We start from the raw sequence: 24546 nt of genomic DNA, 5'->3' as shown, positions 1-24546 counted from the left end.
TGTCTCAGTTTGAATGACTGGTATAGTGTGTAAAACGGGCACACAAAAACAACTCCCAAAGGTTTTTGGGAGTTGTTTTTGTGTACTTGGAATCTGTAAAGTCGCTCCCGATTAAGGAAGCAGAGAACCGTCCCCTATCACAGAAACGAGCCGTTCCATCCCTAGTTTTATTTGGTCTGGTTTGGCATTTGTGAAGTTTAGCCGAAGTGTGTTTTGATTCGGCTTTTTTACATAAAATGGAGCACCTGGAACGTATGCTACACCGTGATCAACAGCCGTAGTTAACAGTTTTGTTGTATTCACTTGCTTAGGTAAATTGACCCAGAGGAACATTCCTCCACGCGGGGTCACGTAACTTATTTCATCATTATCCACGCTATCAAGCAAACCTTTCATAATATACATTCTTTCCCGGTATGCAGATATGAGAGTCTGTATGTGATTATCAATATCAAAATCATTCATTAAATGAATCAAGGCATGTTGAGAAAGGGAGTTCGTGTGCAAGTCTGTTGCTTGCTTCGCTTGGGCCATTAAACGGATGATTTGATGCGGTCCAACAATCCAGCCAGTTCGCAGTGCCGGCACCACTGTTTTCGAAAAAGTGCTCGTATAAAGGACATATTTATTGTCATCCATCGAAGCTAAAGGCGGAACCTTTTCCGCGGAATCAAACTGAAGATCACCATATGGATCATCCTCAAAAATCACAACATGGTACTTATTAGCCAGCGCAAGTAAATGCTTCCGACGTTCAAGCGACCACACTTTGCCATCCGGGTTTGAGTATGTAGGAACAACATAAATACATTTTGGCTTTAACCTTACAATTTTTTCTTCAAGATCTTCTTGAATCATGCCATCATTATCCGATTTTACGGGAACAATGTTAACTTCATAGGAGTTGAACACTTGCAAAGCTGCAAGATACGTTGGATTCTCTGTTAAGACAATATCCCCCGGATTAAACATAATTCTGGAGAACAAGTCAATCGCTTGCTGGGATCCGGAAGTCACTAAAATATCTTCTGCTTTCCGATGAATCCCTTTTTTCATCATCCTATCCACTAATATCTCGCGTAACTCCATCACACCTTCCGTCTCTCCATATTGAAGGGTTTTATTGCCGGAAGTAAGAGCTTTATCAAATGCATGGCGCACTGCCTCTACCGGAAAAAGATCCTCATCCGGCATTCCTCCTGCAAAGGAGATCACATTCTCTTTATTAGCAACCTTTAAAATATCTCTAACAGCTGAAGATCGCATGTAACGAACACGTTGTGCAAACCCATATTTCACGAAATTCCCCACCCTTTATAGTAATTAAATAATCATATATTTGAAAAAATCAGATAACTATTATCATAACATAACAGTTTGCTTTTTTGATGACTATTTTAAGATTAATTACGTTCAAATAGAGACTCTTAATGTTCTTGTGTACCTAAAGTTGGAGAGCTTCCGGATATCTGATTAGAAATATAGCTGATTTATCTTTGAATTTAGCCTTTTGAAGCAGAGAACCGTCCCTGCGCTTCCACGACTAAAAGGGCATTGAAAAAAGTAAATCGACTTTTTCAATGCCCTTTTCTTATATCATTGTCTATCAAGAACCTAAAATCCGTAATGATAGGCGATTTTGGTAATAACACCTTCTTCTAAAAAGCTTTCAAGCCGTTCTTTTAAATCGCCGCCCTGAAGTTTTACACCAGTGTTTTCTTCTACAAAGTACTGTTCACTTTTTTTGTTCGATTGAAGAAGAATCCCATTAGCATTTAGAATTTGTGTAAATAATTTTTCCCACTCTTTTTTTGCTCCTGAAAATTTTGCTCCCACTAGAATATCTTTATGCTCACGCCATTCTTCTCTCAGCGTTTCTTTCGTTTCCCATACATTTTCTAAATCCATACGATTCCTCCTTAGCTACTATGTATAGTATAACCTATTTATGGTCATAGCATGTACAGAACGAAAAACAACCTGGGTGACTCACGTTTATTCTCAACTTATAGTCTCATCTAATCCAATAATTAGGAAGCAGAGAACCGTCCCTACGCTTCCTGAATGCTCTCTAAAGCTTGCTTAACACTAGCAAAAGACTTGATAGCAGACATATCAATATTACTTTTTACAACTGTTTGTACCATATCAGGACGTAAACCTGCAATAACTACATCTATACCCATTAAACGAAGCGTCCCCCCTATTTTATGAAGCGATTGTGCAATTTGAACATTAATTGTTAAGGCACCCGAAAAATCAGCTATCACATATTTAACTCCCATTTCAGCAATTCTAGGAACGACATTGTCCAATATATGTTTGACACTATTCGTATCAACATCACCAATCAGTGGGAGAATCACGGTATTATCTTTAACAGGCACAATAGGTGCCGACAATTTTAGGAGTTCTTTTTGTTTATCTTTCTTGAACTTATCGGAAAGACGTTCGAATGATAAAAAGGTTTCATTTAAGCTGACATCTAACAACGTGTTTACCCTTTTTAACACAAAAGCATTTTCGTTTACAGACAAACCAATCTCTATACTAATTCCTGTTATTATTTCATTAAAGACTTCCCGTGTTGGTGGATAACGCCTAACAATTTCTGAAATTCCCCCTCCAGATGACACTTGCATTTCTGCATTTTTTTTACTCCACTCAATTAAGGTATCTGGAAACACTTCTTTGTCTTCATCAATTAATGACTCTCCCAAAAATCCAAAAAGCTCAATATACATAACATTGGCTTGCTCTTTTTCCAATTGCGGAATATCTAGTTTCATTCTGCTTAGAACACCTTCAACAACTTCACTAGCTAAAGATTCCGCATCTTCACTTATGTACCTGGAAAAATTTAATAATGGGGTCATCCATATTCACACCTTTTTTCTATTCTAGTTAACTTATTATAACTTAAAATAAGGTTTGTGCAGGCACACGCAATTTCTCCAAATTATGTAGAACAATTTTAAATAGAATCTATCTAATATTAAGGTAAAATTTTCCTTATGATTGGTCAAAAGTAGGCTGAAAATTGTAACCAAATACCTACTTACTAGTCACGCTTGATTCACAATTATGTACGTGATCTGCGACAGATTCTAAATATTTGGAATGAGTGAAGTATTTGATGGAAGGGGAGAATTAAAGTAGTACTTTTCTTTGAATCAAATATGGCAATTGTCATATCTTTAATTTCATTTTCAATTTTATCAATCGTTGCATCAACTAAAGTTGAGGTGTCAACCTTTCTTAAAACTAATACATTATTTATTGTTATAGAATTTGTTCGGAATTCATCCTCTTTAAGCAATTTCAAAGCAAAATCGGATAGTGCTAGGAACGGCGCCTAAATGAGAATCTATTAAGGGCAAAGAAAAAGGTGATTTCTACTTTTTCTTTGCCCTTTTAGAGGTAAGTGAGCGATCGCTGGCGACCTGAATTCCAAGAGTGACTTTCAGGAAGCAGAGAACCGTCCCTTTGTTTCCTAGACACGTTGTTCTAGGGCCATTTTGTGTTGTAGTCTTCCTTGGAATTGGTCTACGATTACAGCGAGTACAATTACTCCGCCAGTTATAACCATTTGCCAAAACTCTGAAACACCCATCATAACCATACCATCGCTAAGTACACCTATGACGAAAGCACCCATAATTGTACCGCCAATACTTCCTCGACCACCTGCTAATGATGTGCCACCTAAAACGGTTGCAGCAATTGCATTTAGTTCCCAAGTTTCTCCTGTCGCAGGATGGGCTGCTCCCAGCTGTGAGGCTACAATCAAACCAACCATCGCCGCACACAACCCGGAAACCATATACACTAACAATTTAACTTTATTGACTCTCACCCCTGAAATATCCGCGGCCTTTTCATTTCCACCAACAGCAAATATATGCCAACCAAATGGTGTTTTCTTGAAAATATACGCTGCAATAACACCTATTAACACCATGATCCAAATCGATAACGGCAATCCTAAAACGGTTCCTGAACCGAGAATGGAGAAACCTGTATTACCATGTTCTGCAGTACCTGATAAGTTTGGAAAAGTTGATCCCTCAGAACGTAATAATGCGAATCCCCTTGCTACGTAAAGCATTCCTAAAGTTGCGATAAACGGTGGAACGTTGAACTTCGTTATCATGAATCCATTCACACTACCGATCAATGCTCCAAATATTAATGTTAATAGAATGACATTTATGATGCTGAAATAAATCGTCACTCCAAATGGATCGAGTACTAAGCCCTCATAGATTAATCCACCGGCAAACATGGCTGACAAACCAACAATTGAACCAACCGATAAATCTATTCCACCTGTTACAATGACAAAGGTCATCCCAATACCGAGAATTGCATATAAAACAACATGTTTGGATATCAATATCAAATTATGCGGCGAAAGAAAGTTAGGAATTAACATACTAAAAATAATCAATAATAATATTAATGCAATAAATGTCCTACCTTTTAAAAGCACCATTTTAATCGATCTGCTTTGTTTTTGTTTTAATGGTTTTTCCACGCTTGGTGTAGGTTCAGGCATTTTTATTCCCCCTCTTCTAAACCTTATCTTTTTTAAAGTGGTTATTCCCCACCCGTTGCTGCTCTCATAAGTGATTGTTCGTTCACACCACTTCCAGTAAATTCTCCTGTAACCTTACCCTTGGACAGGACAATGACCCTATCAGCAACATTAATCATTTCATTAAGCTCTGAGGAAACCAATATCACTGCGATCCCCTGGTCTGCCAATTTATTGACAATCTCAAACACATCAGCTTTGGCAGATATATCTATTCCTCTAGTTGGCTCGTCTAAGAGCAATATTTTAGGTGAAGTTAAAATGGATTTACCAATCACTACTTTTTGTTGGTTTCCGCCACTTAATGAGTAAATAGGAAGATCACTGTTGGAAACTTTAATGAAAAAGTTTTTAATTGTTTCTGTGACTGCGTTCTCTTCCTGCTTTTTCAATAGATGGAAAAACCACGTGTAATTTTTTAGACTCGAGATCGTTAAATTCTTCGCAACGGATAAAGATTGGATTAACCCCTCTTTTTGACGGTCTTCTGGTATATAAGCAAATCCTTTACTAATTTGATCTGGAACAGACTTGGGCTTGGCATACTTCCCATCTACAAAAAAGTCACCTTTGACATCTTTATTTCTGCCCATCAGACATTCTAGAATTTCCGTCCTTCCCGCTCCTAACATCCCATAAATACCAAGAATCTCTCCTTCAAATAGCGAAAACGAGACATCATCTAGGGCTAAACCATCTTCTCTTGGAAGTACTAAATTTTCTACTTTCAATATTTCCTTTCCTAGTTTTTTATGTTCGTTTTTCTTAATTTTTTTGCCGCTGTGACCTACCATTTTTTCTACGATCCACGGGAGATCTATTTCACTCACGCGTTCTGAAGCAACAAGTTTTCCATCCCTAAGTATCGTAACAGTATCGCCTATCCGCATAATCTCTTCCATTCGGTGTGAGATATAAACAATGGCAACACCTTGTTGCTTTAATTCTTCTATTAAATGAAACAAAACTTCGACCTCTTTGTTACTTAATGATGACGTCGGTTCATCCATAATTAATATACTTAACTCTTTCTGAATCATTGTTTTAGCAATTTCGATAATTTGTTGTTGTCCTACTCTAAGTTCTCCAACAATTTTATCCGGTTCAATGGCCTGTTCTAATTTTTGCAGGACATCTTTTGTCTGTTTATTGTGCTCTCCCTCATTTATTTTGCCGTATTTCGTTTTTTCCCTCGCCATGAAGATATTTTGGGCCACCGTTAAATTTGGGAATAAATTTAACTCCTGATGAATAATACCAATACCCGCTTCTGCAGCTTCCCTCGTATTCGTAAAAGAAACCTCATTTCCATGAAACAGAATCGTTCCCTCGGTTGGTTGTTCAACCCCAGCAATGATTTTCATGAGCGTCGATTTACCTGCTCCATTTTCGCCGATGAGTACATTTACTTTTCCACGGTACAGTTTAATATCGACCTTATCCAGAGCTAACGTACCAGGATAAATCTTAGAAATTTGTTTCGCCTCTAAGCAAACTTCTACTGTATCGGATTTCTCGTACATAGTATTTAGTTGCCTCCTTCCTCTATTAATACAGGAGTAAGTGTTTTGCTTGTATCGTTCACTGTCAAAACCCCAGTAAGACTTATTTCAGCGCCCTCTTCTAACTCAAGTCCTTCCAGATTTGTTTCATATGTTTTGGTGTTATATCCAGCTGCGAGCTGTGACCATTCTATTTGATTACTAAAATCGTCAAACTTAATGTAAGTCAGGACATCCCTGATGGCATACCCATCAACCACAGGACCAAGTTGCAATACAACATCAGCGGTACCATCGTACGGTTCGATATCTAACTCTGAGTTTCCTTTTCTAGATTCAGTATCGATGGTTAATACTTCTGCTTTTCCGGTAACAATAAAGTGCCAATTCCTCCCGTCAGTCAAACCGATTTCTTCTCCGACCGTTTCGAGATCACTCTCGCTAAATTGCTGAAGAACATCTGTTAATTCGTTTTTTTGTTCATCCATAAATGGAAGAACTTCACTTTCCCAAGAGGCTTCAACATACTCATCAGCACTGAAATCGCCACTGCCGCTACCGCTTCCTAGTGCCGCTTCATTGTCCACAATCGTGCTGCCAGTGATTAACATCATTAAGAAAAGTAACGTAACCCCGCCTGTCCATAAAACTACCTTCATATTATGTTTGACCTTTTGTATTAAACCCATATCATTCAACTCCATGACTTATTTAGGTTCTAATATTGCAAAATATAAAGTTGGAAGACTCTTTATTTTTTACTCGGAGTCTTCCATCACATTTCAAAAAAAATTATTCAGCCATAGAAAAATTGTCTAGTTGGTCCGCATTTTCTTCGGTAATTAAAATACAATCAACAAGTTGTTTTTCATCCAAGCCAGTGGAGCCTTCTTTTAAATATTTATCTGCTTGATCGACTGCCATTTGTGCAATCTCAAATGCAGGCTGCAAACCGGTTGCTTTGATTCCGCCATCCTTGATAGAATCACGGACGTCATTACTTCCATCAAAACCAACAACGATAACATCTTCCATCCCTGCTGCTTCCAGCGCCGCATAAGCACCCATTGCCATTGTGTCATTTCCTGCAATAACACCTTTTATATCACTATTTGCTTGAATGATAGATTCCATTTTTGAAAATGCTTCGGTTTGGCTCCAGTTTGCACTTTGTGTAGCGACCATTTCCATGTCTGGATATTGATCAATAACCTCATGGAAACCTTGCGAACGGACGCCGGCATTCGTATCAGATTCTTTACCAGTTAACTCAACATACTTTCCTTCTTCTCCCATTTCCTCCACAAATTTTTCGGCAACTAAACTAGAACCTTGATAGTTATTTGCCACGATTTGAGAAACAGCGATACCAGTTTCATTTATTTCTCTGTCAATTAAAAAAGAAGGGATACCTGCATCTTTTGCTTTTTGAACAGCCGTTACCGTTGCATCAGCACCTGCATTATCAAGGATGATGGCTGCTGCATTTTGAGAAATTGCCGTATCATATTGTTCATTTTGTTTATTTGGATCATCATCATGAGTAAGGACTAGCGTTTCATAACCTAATTCTTCAGCCTTCGCTTGCGCTGCGTCAGCTTCTGTCTTAAAAAATGGATTATCGTGAGACGGAGTAATAATAACAATCAAGTTTGAATCGTTTTCTCCCGTTGCTACTGGTTCCTCTGTTTCGGCAGGTTCTTCTTCAGCTTCATCTGTTTCCACCGGCTCATCCGCAACAGCATTCGTATTACCCGTTTCCTCTGCAGCACTATCGACGTTCTCTGCATTTTCTTGCGCACAGCCAAATAGCATAAGCGTGAAAAGTAACATTCCAATGATACAAACCAGATTCTTTTTCATACTTTTTACCCCTTTTCGAATTTTAATTTTTAAAACAAAGACTTGAAGACAAAAGAAGTTATCCCCTCCCTTCAATTTGCGTAAAAAAGGTAAGCGTTTTCAAAACATCGACAAGATAATCTGAAAAAACAGTTTATTCACTCGTTACTAGTACCCTCTGAACCATATTTTTCCAAATAGTATGATATCCATTAATCTCAGCGGAGAATTTCGATTGATAGGTATTTAAATTTTTATTCAAGGTAGTTAATTCGTCTTGTGAGTTCCATATTCCTGCCCCCAAACCACCGAGATACGCCGAACCAAGTGTCGATAACTCATTCATATCGGAAACAATCACATTGATACCAAGTAAATCAGCAAGATATTGCATTAAAAATTGGTTACTTGCAGCTCCACCATCTGCTCTTATTTCCTTTATTTTTATCCCGGATTCCTCTTCAACTAGTTCCAAGACGTCTTTCACTTGATAGGCAATGCTTTCTAGTGCAGCACGTATAATATGAGCTTTATTTGTTCCTCGACTCATGCCAGTTATTGCTGCACGGGTTTCCGGACTCCAATAAGGTGCTCCCAACCCAACAAAGGCTGGGACAAGATAAACGCCCTCATTATTCGGGACCGATTCGGCTAATGCTTCGACTTCAGAGATATCATTAATTAGCCCTAAATCTTCAATCATCCACTTAATAACATCCCCGGTAGAATGAATGATTCCCTCTTGTGCAAAACTAACTTTTCCGTTTTTCCCCCACGCTACCGAGGTAACTAAGCCATTTTTACTTTCTACTAAATCATCTGTAAATACTAGTACAGAGGTTCCAGTTCCAAACGTCGCTTTTGCCATCCCTTTTTCAAAACATCGCTGCCCGAACAACGCTCCTTGCGAATCGCCTATTACACCGGATATCCGAATCCCGACACAGGCAATTTCCGGATCCATCACCGTCCCAAAAATTTCATCACAGTGTTGAACCCTCGGCAACATGATACTAGGAATATCAAAAACATCTAGTAATACATCATCCCATTGCAACGCATGGATATTATAAAGCATCGTTCGGCTAGCATTCGTGATATCCGTGGAATGAACAGTGCCATTTGTCAATTTCCAGATGAGCCACGTGTCTATTGTTCCCATCAAGAGGTTCCCTTGTTCCGCTCGTTCTCGAACGCCTTCCACGTTATCCATCAGCCACTTTACTTTAGAGGATGAAAAATAGGGATCTAGAGTCAAGCCAGTTCTTGCTTTCACTTCGGCTTCGATTCCTTGTTCTTTCAGTACCTTGCATATATCTGTGGTTCGTCTGCATTGCCAGACAATCGCATTATGAACTGGTCCCCCTGTTTGCTTATCCCAGATTAACACCGTTTCACGCTGATTCGTAATCGTTAAAACTTTAAGCTGCTCCCGAGGAATCGTTGATGTATCCATCACTTCACGAATTAACCGTTTGACATTTTCGTAGATTTCCATTGGATCGTGTTCTACCCATCCCGCTTGAGGATATAATTGTCGATGGTTCTTTGATTTTTTGTGTATGATTCGAGCCTCTGAATCTATGAGTAATACTTTTGTTCCAGAGGTACTTTGGTCAATCGAAAGGATATATTCCTCATCCATAATTAATCATTTCTTTTGTCACTTTTGACACACTTTCTACACTTAACCCGTAATGATTAAAAACTTCCGGTGTTTTACCTGTTACTGCCGGTTCATCATGAATTCCTAAAATTCGTACTGGCACGGGATAGTTTTGTGACACAACCTCGGTAACAGCAGAACCAAGTCCCCCATAAACACTATGTTCTTCCAGCGTAATAATATTCCCTGTCTCTTTCGCCGCTTTGATGATCACTTCCTCATCGAGTGGCTTTATTGTATGCATATTAATGACGCGACAATGAATACCAACCTGCGCTAATTTTTCGGCACTATCAAGAGCAATGCGAACAGTTTCTCCTATCGCTATAAATGTGATATCATTTCCTTCATTCATCGTTACCGCTTTTCCAATTTCAAATTCGTACTCATCCGATTGATAACAATCATTCACAGGATTTCTGCCAATTCTTACATACACTGGTGTTTCATAGTTTACTAATGCCTGGAACATCTTTTTCGTCTCATGACGATCTGCCGGCATCATCACATGTAAACCTGGTATCGCGCGAGTAACTGCAAGATCCTGTAGAGAATGGTGCGTCATCCCGAGTGCTCCGTAGCTAACTCCACCGCTGATACCTATTAATTTCACGTTCATTTGTGAATAGGCGACATCCACCTTGATTTGTTCGATACTTCTCATGCTCAAAAAACAAGCGGGTGAAGCGACGAATGGTTTTTTTCCTGCTGAAGCCAAACCGGCAGCAATTCCAACAATATTTTGTTCCGCTATCCCTACTTCCACCAACTGCTCAGGCAAAGCATCAGCAAACGGCACAAGAGATGCTGAACCTCTGGAGTCACTAGTAAGAACTAAAATATCTCTATCCTTTTTCGCTAACTCCAGTAGCGTTTCACTGGCAACTTTCCGATTGTGAATCTTGTTTCCTTCGACTTTTTGCAGCAACACGTTGTTCATACAAATACCTCCAGTTGTTTAGAAAGTTCATCCATCGCTTGGTCAAACTCAGCCTTTGTAGGAACATGGTGATGCCAACCAACTGTATTTTCCGCAAATGAAATCCCCTTTCCTTTCAATGTATTGGCCAGTACGAGTGTTGGTTTTCCGGTTACTCTTGGCGTTTCACTCAACACATCAACCAATTGATCCATATCATTACCATCTACTTCAATCACTTCCCAGCCAAAGCTTCGCCATTTTTCATCTAATGGTTCGTTACTTAAAACATCATCAGTGGATCCAGTGATTTGCAGGCGGTTTCTATCAATAATTCCGACTAAATTGTCTAGTTTATAATGAGCCCCTGCCATCGCAGCTTCCCAAATGGATCCTTCTGCCTGTTCTCCGTCTCCCATAAGGGTGAAAACACGGTAGGACTTAGAATCCTTTTTAGCAGCAAGCGCCATCCCGACAGATACTGCCAACCCATGTCCTAACGCGCCTGTATTCACCTCTACACCAGGAACTTTATTGTTTGGATGTCCAATTAGCCGTGATTGAAACTGCGAATACGTTTTTAATTCTTCTTTCGGAAAGAAACCTTTATCAGCTAAAACCGCCCAATAAGACTCCACGGCATGCCCTTTACTTTGGACATATCGATCTCGTTCTCCCCATTTCGGATTTTTTGGATCCAGATTCATCACTTTATAAAATAATGCGACTAAAATATCTGTATTGGACAAAGAAGAACCTGTATGACCCGTGCCAGCTTCATAGATCATTTTCACAAAATCCATCCGGATTTCAATGGCTTTTCTTTTCAAAAAAGTGCTTTCCTCCATTAAAACAACCTCCATCTATTATTTATTAATATCGCTGCCTCGTAACCATGCTTGAATCTCTTGCTCTGTTGGATCAACCGGATCTGGTGTGAGCCCAGGAATGTATTGACAGGCCTCGTATAAAATTGGAATAACATTGGCATGTATACCAACCGAATGATGAATGTACGGTCCTTTTACTAGTTTTTCCTCCCATAGCGGCCAATCATTAACCTCTACCCATACATATGAACCTCTGGAGTAAGGGCCTTCAATTCCTTTCGCTTGCCCAAGTAAAATAGAGTATTCTCCATGATCGCCATCAAACCTTGCCAGAGTCATTTCTCCACCTTTAATTTCACACTCATGTGTACCAGGTGCATGATCATCAAATAAGAAATGTCGTCTTAATTTCGGTTTTTCTTCTACACTTAAGGAAACTGGGAAATTCCCGCAATGGAACAACAATTCCCCATTTGGATTCTCAGGGTGGCGAATCGTTATATCCGCAAAAAATGTCGGTTCCGTATTTAATGTAGCTGCTTGGACCATGATCGATGTAATGGCCCCGTGTATATCCGTCTCACAGGTCACCGGAATTTGTTCATCGGTTAATATCGCATTGGCAAGACAAGGCATAATCCCGATCAAGTCCTGTAAGTTAGACCAGCACTGAATAGCAATAGCCGAACTCCCTGTCTCTTCCGCATAGTTCTTCATGGCAACCTTTAATGAAGCAACACGAGTTATATGCTCGTCTTCCACTTCACTCCAATCCAATGTTTCCTTGATGTATTTAATGGCTTCATCTAATTCAGCTGGATGATCTTTCTCCACTTTCAAGGTTGCCTGCGACATCTCATCAAGTGTAATTGGATGAATTTGAATCCCGAATTTCTCCAACAACTCGCCTTCATTACACATAACCGACCAAAAATCAGACGGTCTTGTAGAAATCTGTAAAATTCTTAAATCTCTGAAATGCTTTACAACATTAGCTGCTGCAATAAAGTTTTTAAATCCTCGTTCAAAAACTTCCGACTCTAACGTGCTATTTGTAATATAGGTAAACGTAACATTGAACCTCCGGAGTACTTTCCCTGTCGCAAACATCCCGCACTGTGTATCTCGTAATCTCATCCCGTTTTCTAACGGTGCTTCATCCCTCGGCCCCCAAAGTAATACTGGTTTATCCAGCGCTTTAGCGATTTTAGCGACAAGATCTTCTGTCCCGAAATTACAGTGAGGAACAAAAAGGGCATCGACGTTTTCTTCCCTGAACCTACGGATGATTCGTGCTTCATCAGCACGATCAAACAACAATCCTTCTTCATTGATTCCTTCTAAATCAACAATTTCAAAATCCAAACCAAAACTTTGAATCTTTTCCTTTATTAGTCTCTTGAACTTAAGCGCATCTTCTTTACTAAATACAGATCTTCGTGTTGGCGCAAAAGCCAACTTTAACTTTTTCATCCTATTATCCCCCCAATAGTAAAATAGATGATCCAACAAAACTATTTTAGTTATTTTTTTGTAAATCAAGTAGTCTACTAAAATAGTTATGTATGTTTATTAGATAAATACCAATCGACTACTTAAATCTAACGACACCATTCGATAATAAATGTAAGCGCTTAACATAATGGCGATAAAGAAAAAATTTTTTTCAAAGGACCTTGTTAACTTACTTGAATAGTATCAGAGGATTATCTTTCAGTCAATAATTTTAGTTAATTAAATAAATTTATTTACTATTTAACCCTTAAAACAGCTAAACTTTTTTATAAACTACTCATTTTGTGTTATTATTTTAGTAATCGTTTATAATTAAAGTGTAGGAGGTATGTAATGTATGAAAATTGATGATATAGCTAAACTCGCTAACGTCTCTAAATCCGCCGTTTCATTAGCATTAAACGGTAAACCCGGAGTTAGTGAGGAAACAAGGAACAATATATTGAAGATAGCTGAGCAAAATGGTTATGCCCCTAGAACGCTTATAAAAACAGGAGCTCACCAAAAAAACAACTCGAAAATTCTACGCTTTGTAGCGTGCACAAATATTGGAATTGTAACGGAACAATATCAGTCCTTATCTTTCTTTATGGAGTTAATTAATACCATTGACCAAACAATCTCTGAAAAAGATTATTCCCTTATTATTTCATCGATTAATTCAAAGAATCTTGAAGAAGAAATTTCTCAACTCGAGCAAGAGCAAAAATCAGCGGGAATCTTATTATTAGGAACGAACTTAACTGCAAACCAGATTAATATCGTTGCAAAACAGCAACCAAAATTAGTTGTATTAGACACTTGCTTTGAAACTCTGGACGTTAATTTTGTTGTCATGAATAACTTTTTAGGAGCTTTTCGTGCCGGGGAACACTTAGCTAAATTAGGACACAAAAAAATTGGTTATGTCCAATCCAACTCACGTATGTATAATTTTGATGAAAGAAAACGAGGATTTATGAAAGCAACAAGTGATCACAATTTGGAAGTGGATAAAAATCATCTTTATTCCATCTCTCCGACACTGGTTTCCAGTCAGGACGTATTCAAGCAAAAAATACTTGAAAATGGCGATAACCTTCCAACAGCATTGTTTTGCGAATGTGATTATATGGCGATTAGCGTCATAAAAGCTTTGGCTGAGTTAGGTATAAAATCACCTGAAACAATATCGGTAATGGGCTTTGATAATATTTTTGAGGCACAGATTGTCAGTCCTGAACTAACGACGATCCATGTTAAGAAGGATAGCATTGCAACGATGGCGGTAGATAAGTTAATTAAGCAAATAGAGGAAAACGACAATGCCAAAATGAAAATATTTGTCGATACAGAATTGGTGGAACGTAAGTCGTGCAGAGAAAATAATAGTCTTGAGGTGTCGAGTTTGGTTGGGGAGTAGCAAAACGGCTGGCGTTTGTAATTCAAAAGGACAAGAGGCCCAAATCGCCTTTTGTCCTTTTTTGTACTGAACAGTTATCAGTGGGATCTAACATAAAGGTTTTCGGTTACTTAAATAACCGTCTTAGCTTCCTGATTTAATTTAAAAATTCACTTATGGCATCGACAATTAGTTGATGATCATCCAAATGATTCGCCAGCCCAGATACGCAAATAGAGCCTACTAGTCCTGTGCCTTTCAAATTTATTGGAAATCCCCCACCTCCAGCAGCATAATCGCTAGCATTAAGATTTCGGCCTTCCAGGGTTTTCCCCGCCACCTCCAGCCAGTATTTGAAGCGCAGGGAAGACATACTCATAAGATTGACACTATTTCTCTTCCGTACAAGCCATAACTCGCTATCAAGAACCGCGCCCTCCGAAAAGTATCGAAATATCACAAGACCATTTAAGGTAATTTCAATTGTGATTGGATCGCTAAATTTCTTTGCTTTTTCATTAATAGTAAGACCGATAGCTAACGCATCGTTACGGGAAAACCTTTCAAACTCCAAATTTTTCTCTTGAATGGCTAATTCTTCATAATTGTCTTTTGAATTATTCATAAGTATTTATATTCTCCTCTCTATTAAAAAATTTTACATTTTAACCTTTACTTTTGTTAATGGCTTGGATCGATTCCATGTACTTTGCGAATGAATAAAGAATGAAATATCTACAATTCCCAAAACACCAACCTTAAATTTTCAATTGTCATACGCAATAAAATACCTATCTATTAAATTCAGATATCTATCTAATTTTCAATAACATGGTTTCCTTTATATGGTGACATTCGACATAGATTTTATAATACCTTTCATTGTTTATATATTGCAATACAAATCTACTCTTTCAATGAATACCTAGAGGTTGCTGCATAATACAAGCCTGATTTTATACATCCACGTAGATGCTTATGTTTGTGTAGACCTATATATTTTAAGGGGAAAAATTCCGGTGGTGCCTGTCAGCGCTCAAATTCCGGGTAACCAGAGGTATAAGTTTCCCTAAATTTGATTCGTATTCTTGCGTAGACGCTCTAAATTCATCATTTTTAACTTAGTCGCTCAATAAAACAAGAATTGCCCGAGTTCTCATTAGATTTAAACGGCCATCTATCTATGATTTAATTTTAACCTACACAACTAAGGTAGCGATCACAGGTTACGTTCGATTCTAGGTGTGACCACGTACGGGAAATTAATAGGACTAATAATAAAACAACTAACATAATCCAAAAACTCATTTTCTAACAAACCCCCTTTTAATTAATAGTAGAGACAGAAAGATTAAAATGAAAAAATCGGTTTTTCCTTCAATGGACTTATATACTCGTGATCGTGAGTTTGAGTTCTTAAATAAACTCCTTGTAAAGAGTCAAATACTCATACAAGTATCATTATTCAAGTGAAGTCAAGATGCTTTATTTGCTGCTCTTAGCTTAATTGTTTCCAATAGGTTAAAATAGTGTACCTTTTAAGTCAATACAGTTACTATTCGACACCTTACACACTCTCTATAATAAGAGTTAAGAAAGCGATTACATTAATATAAGGCGGTGAGAACAAATTGAATAAGACTCTAGAAACAGGTAAGTTGAAAACGGATACAAAGGTAAAAAAAGAAGTGAAAAATAACACGAAAATGAGGAAAGTCTTATCTTACGCAGCGTTTGTTGGTCCTGCACTACTATTCTTTATTGTCATTCAAATCATTCCTTTTCTCATGGGAGTCTATTATTCCTTTACATCTTGGAATGGAGTTAGTTCAGCAATTGAGTGGGTAGGCTTAGAAAATTACAAAAAAATATTTACTAATGATCAGAAGTTTTATGACTCGTTTCTTTTTACAGTTAAGTTTATGTTTGCAGCAGTCATCATTAGTAATGTTATAGGGTTTTCCTTAGCGTTACTATTAAATGCTTCGTTGAAAACAAAAAATATTTTACGTACGGTATTTTTCATTCCAAATGTTATCGGGGGATTATTACTAGGTTTCATCTGGCAATTTATTTTTGTAAAAGGATTCTCCTCGATTGGAAATATGACGAATATATCATTTTTCCAACAGCCTTGGCTCGGTGATGCTGATACGGCATTTTGGGGAATTGTCATCGTATTTGCTTGGCAAATCAGCGGGTATATGATGGTTATTTACATCGCAGCTCTACAAGGTGTCGATAACAATTTACTAGAAGCAGCAAAAATTGATGGTGCCAATGCGTTTACAACGATCACGAAAATTATTATTCCTTTAATTTTACCCGCCTTTACGATTTGTTTATTTTTAACCATCTCGATGGCATTTAAAATTTTCGATTTAAACTTGTCATTAACTGGCGGTGGACCATTTAACTCCACTCAATCAGTTGCGATTAATATCTATCAAGAAGCATTCACAAATAATAATTATGGACTTGGTACAGCCAAAGCAATTTTATTCTTCTTAGTTGTAGCAATTGTCACAACCATACAAGTTATGTTTACGAAGAAAAAGGAGGTTGAGGCATAATGAATTCAAGGTATACAAGTAAGACCTTTATTCTTGAAGTGATCGGCATCCTTTTAGGTCTTGTATTTCTAATTCCTTTTTACTTCGTTATAGTAAACTCAGTAAAAAGTTTTCCAGAAATTTTAGTGGATGCAGCGGCGTTACCTAATGAGATTTTATTTTCTAACTTCACGAAAGTCTGGCAGATTCTCGATTTTTCATCCGCCTTCTTTAACTCATTAATTATTACCTTCTTTAGTATAATCGGACTGATAGTAATCTCATCCATGGCAGCTTGGAAAATGGTGAGAACTCCAGGTAAGTTTAGTAAAATTCTTTTTATCTGGTTTGTATCAGCGATGGTTATACCATTTCAAACGGTGATGATCCCACTTATAAAGTTTGGTGGAATCTTAGGGATAATGAATAGTATACCTGGCATCATTATTATGTATTTCGGGTTTGGTGTACCTCTTTCCCTCTTTCTTTATCATGGATTTGTAAAAACAGTACCAAAAGAAATCGAAGAAGCAGCAAGAATTGATGGGTGCTCACAATTTGGTGTGTTTTGGAGAATTGTATTCCCTTTATTAAAACCAATTACGGTAACGGTTATCATTTTAAATACACTTTGGATTTGGAACGATTATTTATTACCAGTTCTTGTGTTACAAGATGCATCATTAAGAACAATTCCACTTGCGACGAGCTCGTTTTTTGCTCAATATACAAAACAGTGGGATATGGGGTTAGCGGCCTTAGTTTTAGGGATTACTCCTGTTATTATTTTCTTCTTGTTTTTACAAAAACATATTATTAAAGGAATCGCATCAGGATCTATTAAGTAATTTATTGTACTCAATACCATTTGTTTAAAACTTTTTGTAGTTATTTATATCTGCAAAAATTAAATATATTAAAATTTAAGTAAAATTTAAGAGGAGGTCAATTAATTATGAAACAAATTATTGTTTTATGTTTATCAATGTTGTTAGCAGTGGGGATCCTTACTGCATGTGGTGGGAACTCAGAAAATACGTCTAATAACACGGACACTGGTGAGGATACGGATGCAAGTGCAACTGAAAGTAATAGTGATGAGGTTGTTACACTAAATTTCTTTAATGGTAAAGTTGAAATTCATGATCAAGCTCTTGAAATGATTAAGGAATTTGAAGAAGAAAACCCAACCATTAAAGTCAAGCTTGAATCAGTTGGTGGCGGAGCAGATGCTGACGCTGCATTAAAAGCAAAGTTTTCTTCTGGGGAAGCACCTGATATTTTTACAAACGGTGGTTTTAAACAATTAGATCTTTGGAAAGAGCATTTAGCTGATCTTTCTGACGAGCCTTGGGCAGAGCATGTACTGCCATTTGCGAAAGTCCCTATGACTGATGAAGATGGAAAACTTTATGGCAGACCTGTAAACTTAGAAGGATATGGCTTTATTTACAATAAAGATTTATTTGAACAAGCTGGAATTACAGAAACTCCTAAGACTATATCAGAATTAGAAGAAGCAGCCCAAAAATTAGAAGCGGCTGACATCACTGCATTTGCTGCAGGTTATGGTGAATGGTGGGTCATTGGACAACATTTATTAAATGTTCCCTTCGCTCAACAAGAGGATCCAGCGGCGTTTATTGAAGGTTTAAATGCTGGTTCAGAAGCATTTGCTGGAAACGATGCATTTGAGAACTTTAAAAAAGTCATCGATTTAGAAATTAAATATGGCAACCAGAATCCATTAACAACAGATTACAATACACAAGTAACATTGTTTGCAACAGGTGAAGCTGCAATCATGCAACAAGGAAACTGGACTGAAAACATGATTTATGAAATCAATCCTGAAATGAACATGGCATTTCTACCAATTCCTTTAAGTGATGAAGCGGATGCAGATCGTTTACCTGTTGGAGTTCCAAATAGTTATGTTATTAACAAAAATTCAGAGCATCTAGAAGAAGCAAAGTTCTTCCTAGATTGGATGACAACTTCAGAAACGGGTAAACGTTACATGACAGAAGTGTTTGCATTTATTCCCGCATTAGATAATGTTGAAGCGTCAGGATTAGGTGCTTTAGGTGAATCAATTTTAGAGTATTCGAAGGAAGACAAAACAATTCCTTGGACTTGGTTCCAATGGCCAGACGGTGCAAGCAAAGATTTTGGAGCAGCTATTCAAGAATACTCAGCAGACCAAATTGAGTATGATGAAGTTTTAGAGTTGTTCCAAGCTACTTGGGATAACTTAAAGTAGTTGTTATAAACTTCCATATTAAAGTGCGAAGCATATCTATACCTAGATATGCTTTCTGCTTTATACTCTAGTAAAGATACTATTGAGGGGGGATATCGTTGTTCAAAAAAAGCATTAGAAATAAACTAATTATCCTATTATTAGTAATAACGATTATCCCTTTTGGCACTTCGATTATCGTTACGTATTTATATACAAAAGAATCCTTGAAGGACCAATCAATTCAAGAAAATGTTAACCTATTATATCAAGGGAAAATAAACGTAGAAAACTATTTAAGAGAATTAAATAATTTCACTCTATCTTTTTATAGTAATGCTGATATCATGAATTATTTACGAAAATCAAATGTGTCAGCTAGTGATTATACGTCGATTGGCATTGTTGATAATACACTACGAACACTCTTATATAGTGATGAAAGTATAAATAAAGTGTATATGTCGCTTGTAAGAGATCAAAAACTAGTCTCGGTTTCAAGGAGATCCACAATTGTCTATTCAGAGCAAGTTGATACATATTTTGATTCATATAATATCGCTAAAAATAATCCTCATAACGTCTATATCGAACCGTTAAAATCAAATGCATTTGCAATCCATTTTGCATTTAGAAATGTGCCTGCTAGTGAGATTCTTGCATTCATCACATTAGAAATAGGCCCTGAAAAGATTATCGAACTTAGCAATTATCTTTATAATGATGAGGAAGAGGAATTTTATATTTTAACATCAGAAGGGCAATTTATATACAGTTCTGTAGCTGACTCTGACGATCATGATCATTCTCCATGGATTAGTGAGTTGCAACAAACTGATCAAAAGAGCGGTACAATAGAATGGAAAGACTCTGCTTTTCATGGAGTGGTTGTCTATGATACGATTTCTGACGCGATGGGCAGTTGGATTTTAGTTAAGAGAATTCCAAATGCCACTTTATATGAGAGTGCATATGGCGTCGCTATTATTAATATTATTTTTGGTGTTCTTGGCTTAACTTTGGTTATTTTAGCAACATTTTTTGTTTCGTTTAAAATAACATCACCAATTAGGGTACTTTTGCAAAATATAAAACAAGTTGAAAAAGGAAATATGGAAGTTCAATTTCAATCACTTGGAAGTGACGAAATTGGCGTTCTTGGTCAACGGTTTAAAGAAATGATCAAAAAAATCAATCATTTAATTAATAGAGAATATAAGCTCGAACTAGAAAATAAAACAAATCAATTAAAAGTTCTTCATTCACAAATTAACCCTCACTTTTTATATAATACACTGCAATCAATTGGCACAATGGCTTTAAAAAATAGGGTACCAGAAATTTATTCGTCATTAACAGATCTTTCACAAATTATGAGATACAGTATGAATATGGATGAAGATCTTGTAACCTTAGCCAAAGAGATCAACTATACCAAATCGTATCTATTATTACAAAAGCAACGATTTGGTGATGATCTACACTATATTCTCGACATAGATGAAGATGCCCTTGATTTCAAAGTACCCAAAATGATCCTCCAACCGATCATTGAAAATTATTTTAAACATGGTTTTGAAATTCGTGAAGGGGTCGGGGAAATCATCGTTACATGTGAGAAAAAAGATTCATACTTATTTATTGCAATCCGAGATAATGGAAGGGGTGTAACAGAACACCGTTTAAAAGAAATTAATACCCATTTATTTTCCGAGCAAAACGATGGCAAAGTACATTCTAATATTGGGTTAAAAAATGTCTATGCTCGGTTACAACTTTATTATTCAGACGAGGCTCTGATGAAACTTCAAAATCGGAACTCAAGGGGGTTTCTTGTCATAATGATGCTGCCGTTAGAGAAGAAGGGGGAAATATATGAAAGCGATTATCGTTGATGATGAAAAGCATGTCCGCGAAGGTCTGCTATTGTTAGCAGATTGGGCAAAGTTTGGGATTGATACAATTTTAGAAGCTACTAATGGAGAAGAAGCAACGAAACTAATTTCAGAACATCAACCTGCTATTATTTTTACGGATATGCGGATGCCAAGATTTGATGGAATTGAGTTATTAAAATGGATTGACTCTGCAAATATGAATTCTAAAACGATTGTCATTAGTGGCTATGGTGATTTCAAGTATACGAAAAATTGTATTACGTATGGTGGTTTTAATTATATATTAAAACCTATCAACCCAGTAGAATTGAATGAAACCTTATCAAGAGCTGTAGAAGAATGGAACAAAGAGAATCATGATAGACTATCTACATTAGAAAATGAAAAGGTCGTTTGGGATCACCTACTTTCTAGCTGTTTAGATAAATCAAAACTATCGAAACGTATTGTTAGCCAAATTGAAAAAGAATTTCACGTGGATGTTTCAGTTGCTTCGTATACGATTGCTTTAATTCCTATGAAGATGCTCATTCACAAAAGGTACAATGAAGACTTTGAGGGTGCTTTCTCTGCTATATTAACAGTTTGTAAAGAGGTGCTACGGTCATGTAGCATTCAAGGAGTGGCCTTTCGCAATTTATTAAAGGAGGAAGAACTCGCAATTCTTCTTTGGGGTGATTCCGATGGAGCAGATGTTATGGCTAAAGTCATATCTCAGATCCATCAGCGAAAAAATGTTCTGTGTAATGTGGCAATAGGTCCATCTTCTCATCAATTAGTAAAGGCATACGAAACAGCTTCTACTCTTTTAAAGCAAATCAATCTCCTTGATGATAATGGTGTTGTAATTGAAAATATCCTTCATCCTGATGTGGTACATCTATTTAATTATTCAGAGGAAATAAAATGGGCCATTCAGAGTGGAAGCGTAGATCAAATTGATAGTATTCTTGAACGGATTTTCAAAGTTTTTAAAGAAAGAAAAGCTTTTACTTGGGAGCAACTTGAAACATGGGAAATCCAATTTGATTTATTAAAAGAACATTGGATAAAAGAATATGAGATCCATAAAAGAGACTCCTTATATAAGGGCATTAACTATTGGCATGACGATGGTCGTTTTTCACTTGAAGCGTTTCAACAGGAAAAGAAAAAAGAGTTCCATGAATTAATTAATTTAGTCTATAATTGTAAATTCCAAAAAGAAAAAAACAGTATGCAATTGATTGAGGAGTATGTGAGAAATAATTATCAAAAAAATATCAAACTTCAAGAAATTGCAGAGCGATTTTTCTTAAGTAGAGAATATATCTCACGAAAATTCAAACGGGAATACCAGGAAACGATTACGGATTATGTTACAAGAATTCGAATTGAAAAAGCGAAGGAATTGCTTGAAAATCCATATTTGAAGATATATGATGTTGCTGAAGCCGTCGGGTATCAAAATGATAAATACTTTATTAAAGTGTTTAAAAAAATAGAAGGCCAAACACCAAGTGAGTTTCGTAATTCTTTTTAAAAGGTTATTCAATAAAGTCAATTTATCTTTTTTAACAACAAAAAACATATAGCAACTAACATTACTATGGTCTTATTAGTATTGTCATGAATGAAACCAGTATATCCTAGGGGGAAAAACTCGGGTGGTGACAGGAACCGAAAATTTTTCTTCGGAGGAACAGACAGTTTCTGCTTAATCAAATTAACGGCATTCGGTGTAGTAAAGATACTTCAATAGAAGTAACTCTACCGTTGATACAAGAACGGGCAACTGTCTACTGCACCCTAAAAGTTAGAGTGAAAACAGAATATTTACTTATCAGGCTATTAGCTCTGCTAGTATTTTAAATCTGACATACAGGTTTTCAATCGCTTAAATAAGCGTCTCTACCTTCACCTTCCTGATCTAATTTAAAAACTCACATACGGCATCCACAATTAGCTGATGATCATCCAGATGATTTGGCAGACAGGACACGCAAATAGAGCCTACTAGTCCTGTGCCCTTCAAATTTATTGGAAATCCACCACCACTCCCAGCATGTTAGCTATCGGTCTTACTATCAATGAAAAAGCAAAGAAATTTAACGATCTAATAACAATTGAAATTACCTTAAGCGGTCTTGTGATATTTCGATAATTTTCGGAGGGGCGATTCTTAATAGCGAGTTATGGCTTGCGCGGAAGAGAAATAGTGTTAATCTTATGAGCATGTCTTCACTGCGCTTCAAATACTGGCTGGAGGTCGTGGGGAAAACCTTGGAAGGGCGAAATCTTAATGCTAACGATTTTTATATTTTAGCTTTAGTATAGACTTATCTAATTGCTCAATCTCTAATTTAAATTCCCTAATACCATTAAAATCCTCGTCAGGAGGTCCTTCATTTTCTAACTCAATGGCAACTTTTTCTCCATTTGAAAATTTTATTTCAATTTCCAGTTCTTTGAACGTATTTTCCTTTATTTCAAGGGCAGTTAATAGTCTCCCAACAATCTCTTCTTAAGATAAATCAGGAGTTAAAGCTAGCTTTTCCATTAGCTCTTCTACTTATTTAATAGCTTCTTCCCCTTTGACTTTAGCCTTTTCATCATCTTTTTCCGTTTCAATTTCCGCTTCCATCTTACTTTTTTTATTCTTGTATTTTATCTTTAACTCTTCTTTTTCTACTCGCTCTAGTTCGACGATATTTGATGTGGTATTCACATTTTCTTCATCAACAAGATTCGCTTCTACCACCTTATCTTCTTGTACAACCAAGGTAACAATATCATCTACTCGTAGCTGATCCGCGCGAATAAATCGCTTGTCATATTGTACTAATAATTCAGGTGAAATTGAATAGGTTATTTCATCTCCGTCAAACGTTTGAATAGTTAAACTCACACTCGTAGTTGCTGAAGCATGGATGACATCCTTTTCCACTAACGTATTTTCCTCATAAGAAATGTCAGTTATTTCACCTTGGACAATACCGGCTCCTGATTGCTCTAATAAGTCATCATTCGTTCGGTCCAATAAGACAGCCATCTCTCCACGTGTAACATTTTTATTTGCTCTAAATGTGCTATAAAATCGACATCCTCTTTCCAACGGAGAATCAGGAGGTGAATGATCAGATCACTTCTTTAGATACGCAAGAAGAGTTAGCTGAGCAACCTCTTTCTGATGATAATACTCTCTCAGACGAGTCCCAGAGCAACTAAAACCAGAGATTGCAACTGCTGTTCCCTGCAAAGAAATCATCACCTATTTAAATGACCGAACGTCAAAAGGTTTCAAGCCCTCTGTCAAAAAGACTCAGGAGCTGATTAAAGCAAGATGGCAAGAGGATCATCGACTGGAGGATTTCTAAGAAGTCATCGACACAAAAACGATGCAATGGTAGAATGATCCCAATATGAATAAATATTTACGTCCGGAAACACTCTTTGGGTCAAAATTTGAAGCGTACTTGAACAAGGATAATACACTCGAACAAAATGCGTTTGAAAAGTATCTGGAAGGTTTATAATGATGCGTTTAAATCTATCGTCATCCCATTCCACGACATAGTCTATCCATTTCTGGCTGTTGCCTTGCCCGCCACGAGTACTCACCA

19 protein-coding genes and 2 pseudogenes are annotated in these 24546 nt (G+C 37.0%); 7 read left to right on the top strand and 14 right to left on the bottom strand.

The annotated features are described in order from the left end of the window. Positions 1-111: 111 nt before the first annotated feature. The 11 genes from CEF18_RS22440 to CEF18_RS22390 all read right to left on the bottom strand — a co-directional run bounded on the left by CEF18_RS22440 (position 112) and on the right by CEF18_RS22390 (position 12829). The gene (locus CEF18_RS22440) at positions 112-1299 is read right to left on the bottom strand and encodes an aminotransferase-like domain-containing protein (protein WP_110938708.1); all 1188 of its coding nucleotides are present in this window, start codon (positions 1297-1299) and stop codon (positions 112-114) included. A gap of 315 nt (positions 1300-1614) precedes the next feature. Next, entirely contained in the window at positions 1615-1908 is a 294-nt protein-coding gene (locus tag CEF18_RS22435) for a hypothetical protein (RefSeq protein WP_110938707.1), read from the bottom strand. A gap of 143 nt (positions 1909-2051) precedes the next feature. Continuing rightward, positions 2052-2876, bottom strand: a complete 825-nt coding sequence (locus CEF18_RS22430) for an STAS domain-containing protein (RefSeq protein ID WP_110938706.1) — start codon at positions 2874-2876, stop codon at positions 2052-2054. 617 nt (positions 2877-3493) lie between these two features. After that, positions 3494-4558 (bottom strand): ABC transporter permease, encoded by a 1065-nt coding sequence (locus tag CEF18_RS22425; protein ID WP_220693808.1) that lies wholly within the window; start codon positions 4556-4558, stop codon positions 3494-3496. A 41-nt stretch (positions 4559-4599) separates the two neighbouring features. Next, positions 4600-6120: a sugar ABC transporter ATP-binding protein gene (locus CEF18_RS22420; RefSeq protein WP_110938705.1), complete on the bottom strand. Its 1521-nt coding sequence runs from the start codon at positions 6118-6120 to the stop codon at positions 4600-4602. A gap of 5 nt (positions 6121-6125) precedes the next feature. Continuing rightward, entirely contained in the window at positions 6126-6788 is a 663-nt protein-coding gene (locus CEF18_RS22415) for a DUF2291 family protein (protein ID WP_183041002.1), read from the bottom strand. A 103-nt stretch (positions 6789-6891) separates the two neighbouring features. Continuing rightward, positions 6892-7962, bottom strand: a complete 1071-nt coding sequence (locus tag CEF18_RS22410) for a D-ribose ABC transporter substrate-binding protein (protein WP_223292432.1) — start codon at positions 7960-7962, stop codon at positions 6892-6894. Positions 7963-8095: 133 nt separating this feature from the next. Further along, positions 8096-9586, bottom strand: coding sequence for a glycerol kinase GlpK (glpK, locus tag CEF18_RS22405; protein ID WP_183041001.1), 1491 nt, complete (start codon positions 9584-9586; stop codon positions 8096-8098). Beyond that, positions 9579-10547: a transketolase family protein gene (locus CEF18_RS22400; protein WP_110938702.1), complete on the bottom strand. Its 969-nt coding sequence runs from the start codon at positions 10545-10547 to the stop codon at positions 9579-9581. The genes glpK and CEF18_RS22400 overlap by 8 nt, the downstream gene beginning before the upstream one ends. Next, positions 10544-11374: a transketolase gene (locus tag CEF18_RS22395; RefSeq protein ID WP_110938701.1), complete on the bottom strand. Its 831-nt coding sequence runs from the start codon at positions 11372-11374 to the stop codon at positions 10544-10546. Before CEF18_RS22395 ends, CEF18_RS22400 begins: the two co-directional genes overlap by 4 nt. Positions 11375-11392: 18 nt before the next feature. Then, positions 11393-12829 carry an L-fucose/L-arabinose isomerase family protein gene (locus CEF18_RS22390; protein ID WP_110938700.1) on the bottom strand — a complete coding sequence of 479 codons (1437 nt, stop codon included), beginning with the start codon at positions 12827-12829 and terminating at the stop codon, positions 11393-11395. A gap of 379 nt (positions 12830-13208) precedes the next feature. Here CEF18_RS22390 and CEF18_RS22385 point away from each other — a divergent pair, with 379 nt between their 5' ends. Further along, positions 13209-14273 carry a LacI family DNA-binding transcriptional regulator gene (locus tag CEF18_RS22385; protein ID WP_110938699.1) on the top strand — a complete coding sequence of 355 codons (1065 nt, stop codon included), beginning with the start codon at positions 13209-13211 and terminating at the stop codon, positions 14271-14273. A 136-nt stretch (positions 14274-14409) separates the two neighbouring features. Here CEF18_RS22385 and CEF18_RS22380 read toward each other — a convergent pair whose 3' ends face one another. Then, a complete protein-coding gene (locus CEF18_RS22380; protein WP_110938698.1) occupies positions 14410-14877 on the bottom strand; it encodes a heme-degrading domain-containing protein in 468 nt (155 codons plus the stop codon). Positions 14878-15958: 1081 nt separating this feature from the next. Between CEF18_RS22380 and CEF18_RS22375 the strand changes: the two genes are divergently transcribed. The 5 genes from CEF18_RS22375 (at position 15959) to CEF18_RS27070 (ending at position 22466) form a co-directional block, all read left to right on the top strand. Then, a complete protein-coding gene (locus CEF18_RS22375; RefSeq protein ID WP_110938851.1) occupies positions 15959-16825 on the top strand; it encodes a carbohydrate ABC transporter permease in 867 nt (288 codons plus the stop codon). Beyond that, positions 16825-17652: a carbohydrate ABC transporter permease gene (locus tag CEF18_RS22370; protein WP_110938697.1), complete on the top strand. Its 828-nt coding sequence runs from the start codon at positions 16825-16827 to the stop codon at positions 17650-17652. The genes CEF18_RS22375 and CEF18_RS22370 overlap by 1 nt, the downstream gene beginning before the upstream one ends. Before the next feature lie 107 nt (positions 17653-17759). Continuing rightward, positions 17760-19067, top strand: coding sequence for an ABC transporter substrate-binding protein (locus CEF18_RS22365; RefSeq protein ID WP_110938696.1), 1308 nt, complete (start codon positions 17760-17762; stop codon positions 19065-19067). A 98-nt stretch (positions 19068-19165) separates the two neighbouring features. Next, positions 19166-20941: a sensor histidine kinase gene (locus CEF18_RS22360; RefSeq protein ID WP_110938695.1), complete on the top strand. Its 1776-nt coding sequence runs from the start codon at positions 19166-19168 to the stop codon at positions 20939-20941. Beyond that, positions 20922-22466, top strand: coding sequence for a response regulator transcription factor (locus CEF18_RS27070; RefSeq protein ID WP_110938694.1), 1545 nt, complete (start codon positions 20922-20924; stop codon positions 22464-22466). Before CEF18_RS22360 ends, CEF18_RS27070 begins: the two co-directional genes overlap by 20 nt. A 387-nt stretch (positions 22467-22853) precedes the next feature. On the opposite strand, the pseudogene CEF18_RS27305 reads toward CEF18_RS27070, so the two are convergent. Together CEF18_RS27305 and CEF18_RS22345 are read right to left on the bottom strand one after the other, a co-directional pair. Continuing rightward, positions 22854-22967 (bottom strand): annotated as a pseudogene (locus CEF18_RS27305) (hypothetical protein); the annotation flags it as partial. Positions 22968-23495: 528 nt separating this feature from the next. Beyond that, positions 23496-23975 carry a hypothetical protein gene (locus CEF18_RS22345; RefSeq protein WP_110938692.1) on the bottom strand — a complete coding sequence of 160 codons (480 nt, stop codon included), beginning with the start codon at positions 23973-23975 and terminating at the stop codon, positions 23496-23498. 184 nt (positions 23976-24159) lie between these two features. On the opposite strand from CEF18_RS22345, the pseudogene CEF18_RS22340 reads away from it, so the two are divergent. After that, positions 24160-24459, top strand: a pseudogene (locus tag CEF18_RS22340) (conserved phage C-terminal domain-containing protein). Positions 24460-24546: the final 87 nt, after the last annotated feature.

Source organism: Salipaludibacillus neizhouensis (genome assembly GCF_002886185.1).
GTDB classification, from domain to species: Bacteria; Bacillota; Bacilli; order Bacillales; family Salisediminibacteriaceae; genus Salipaludibacillus; species Salipaludibacillus neizhouensis.
Note: the sequence above shows the minus strand (reverse complement) of the source record. Positions and strands in the feature narration are given on the sequence as shown.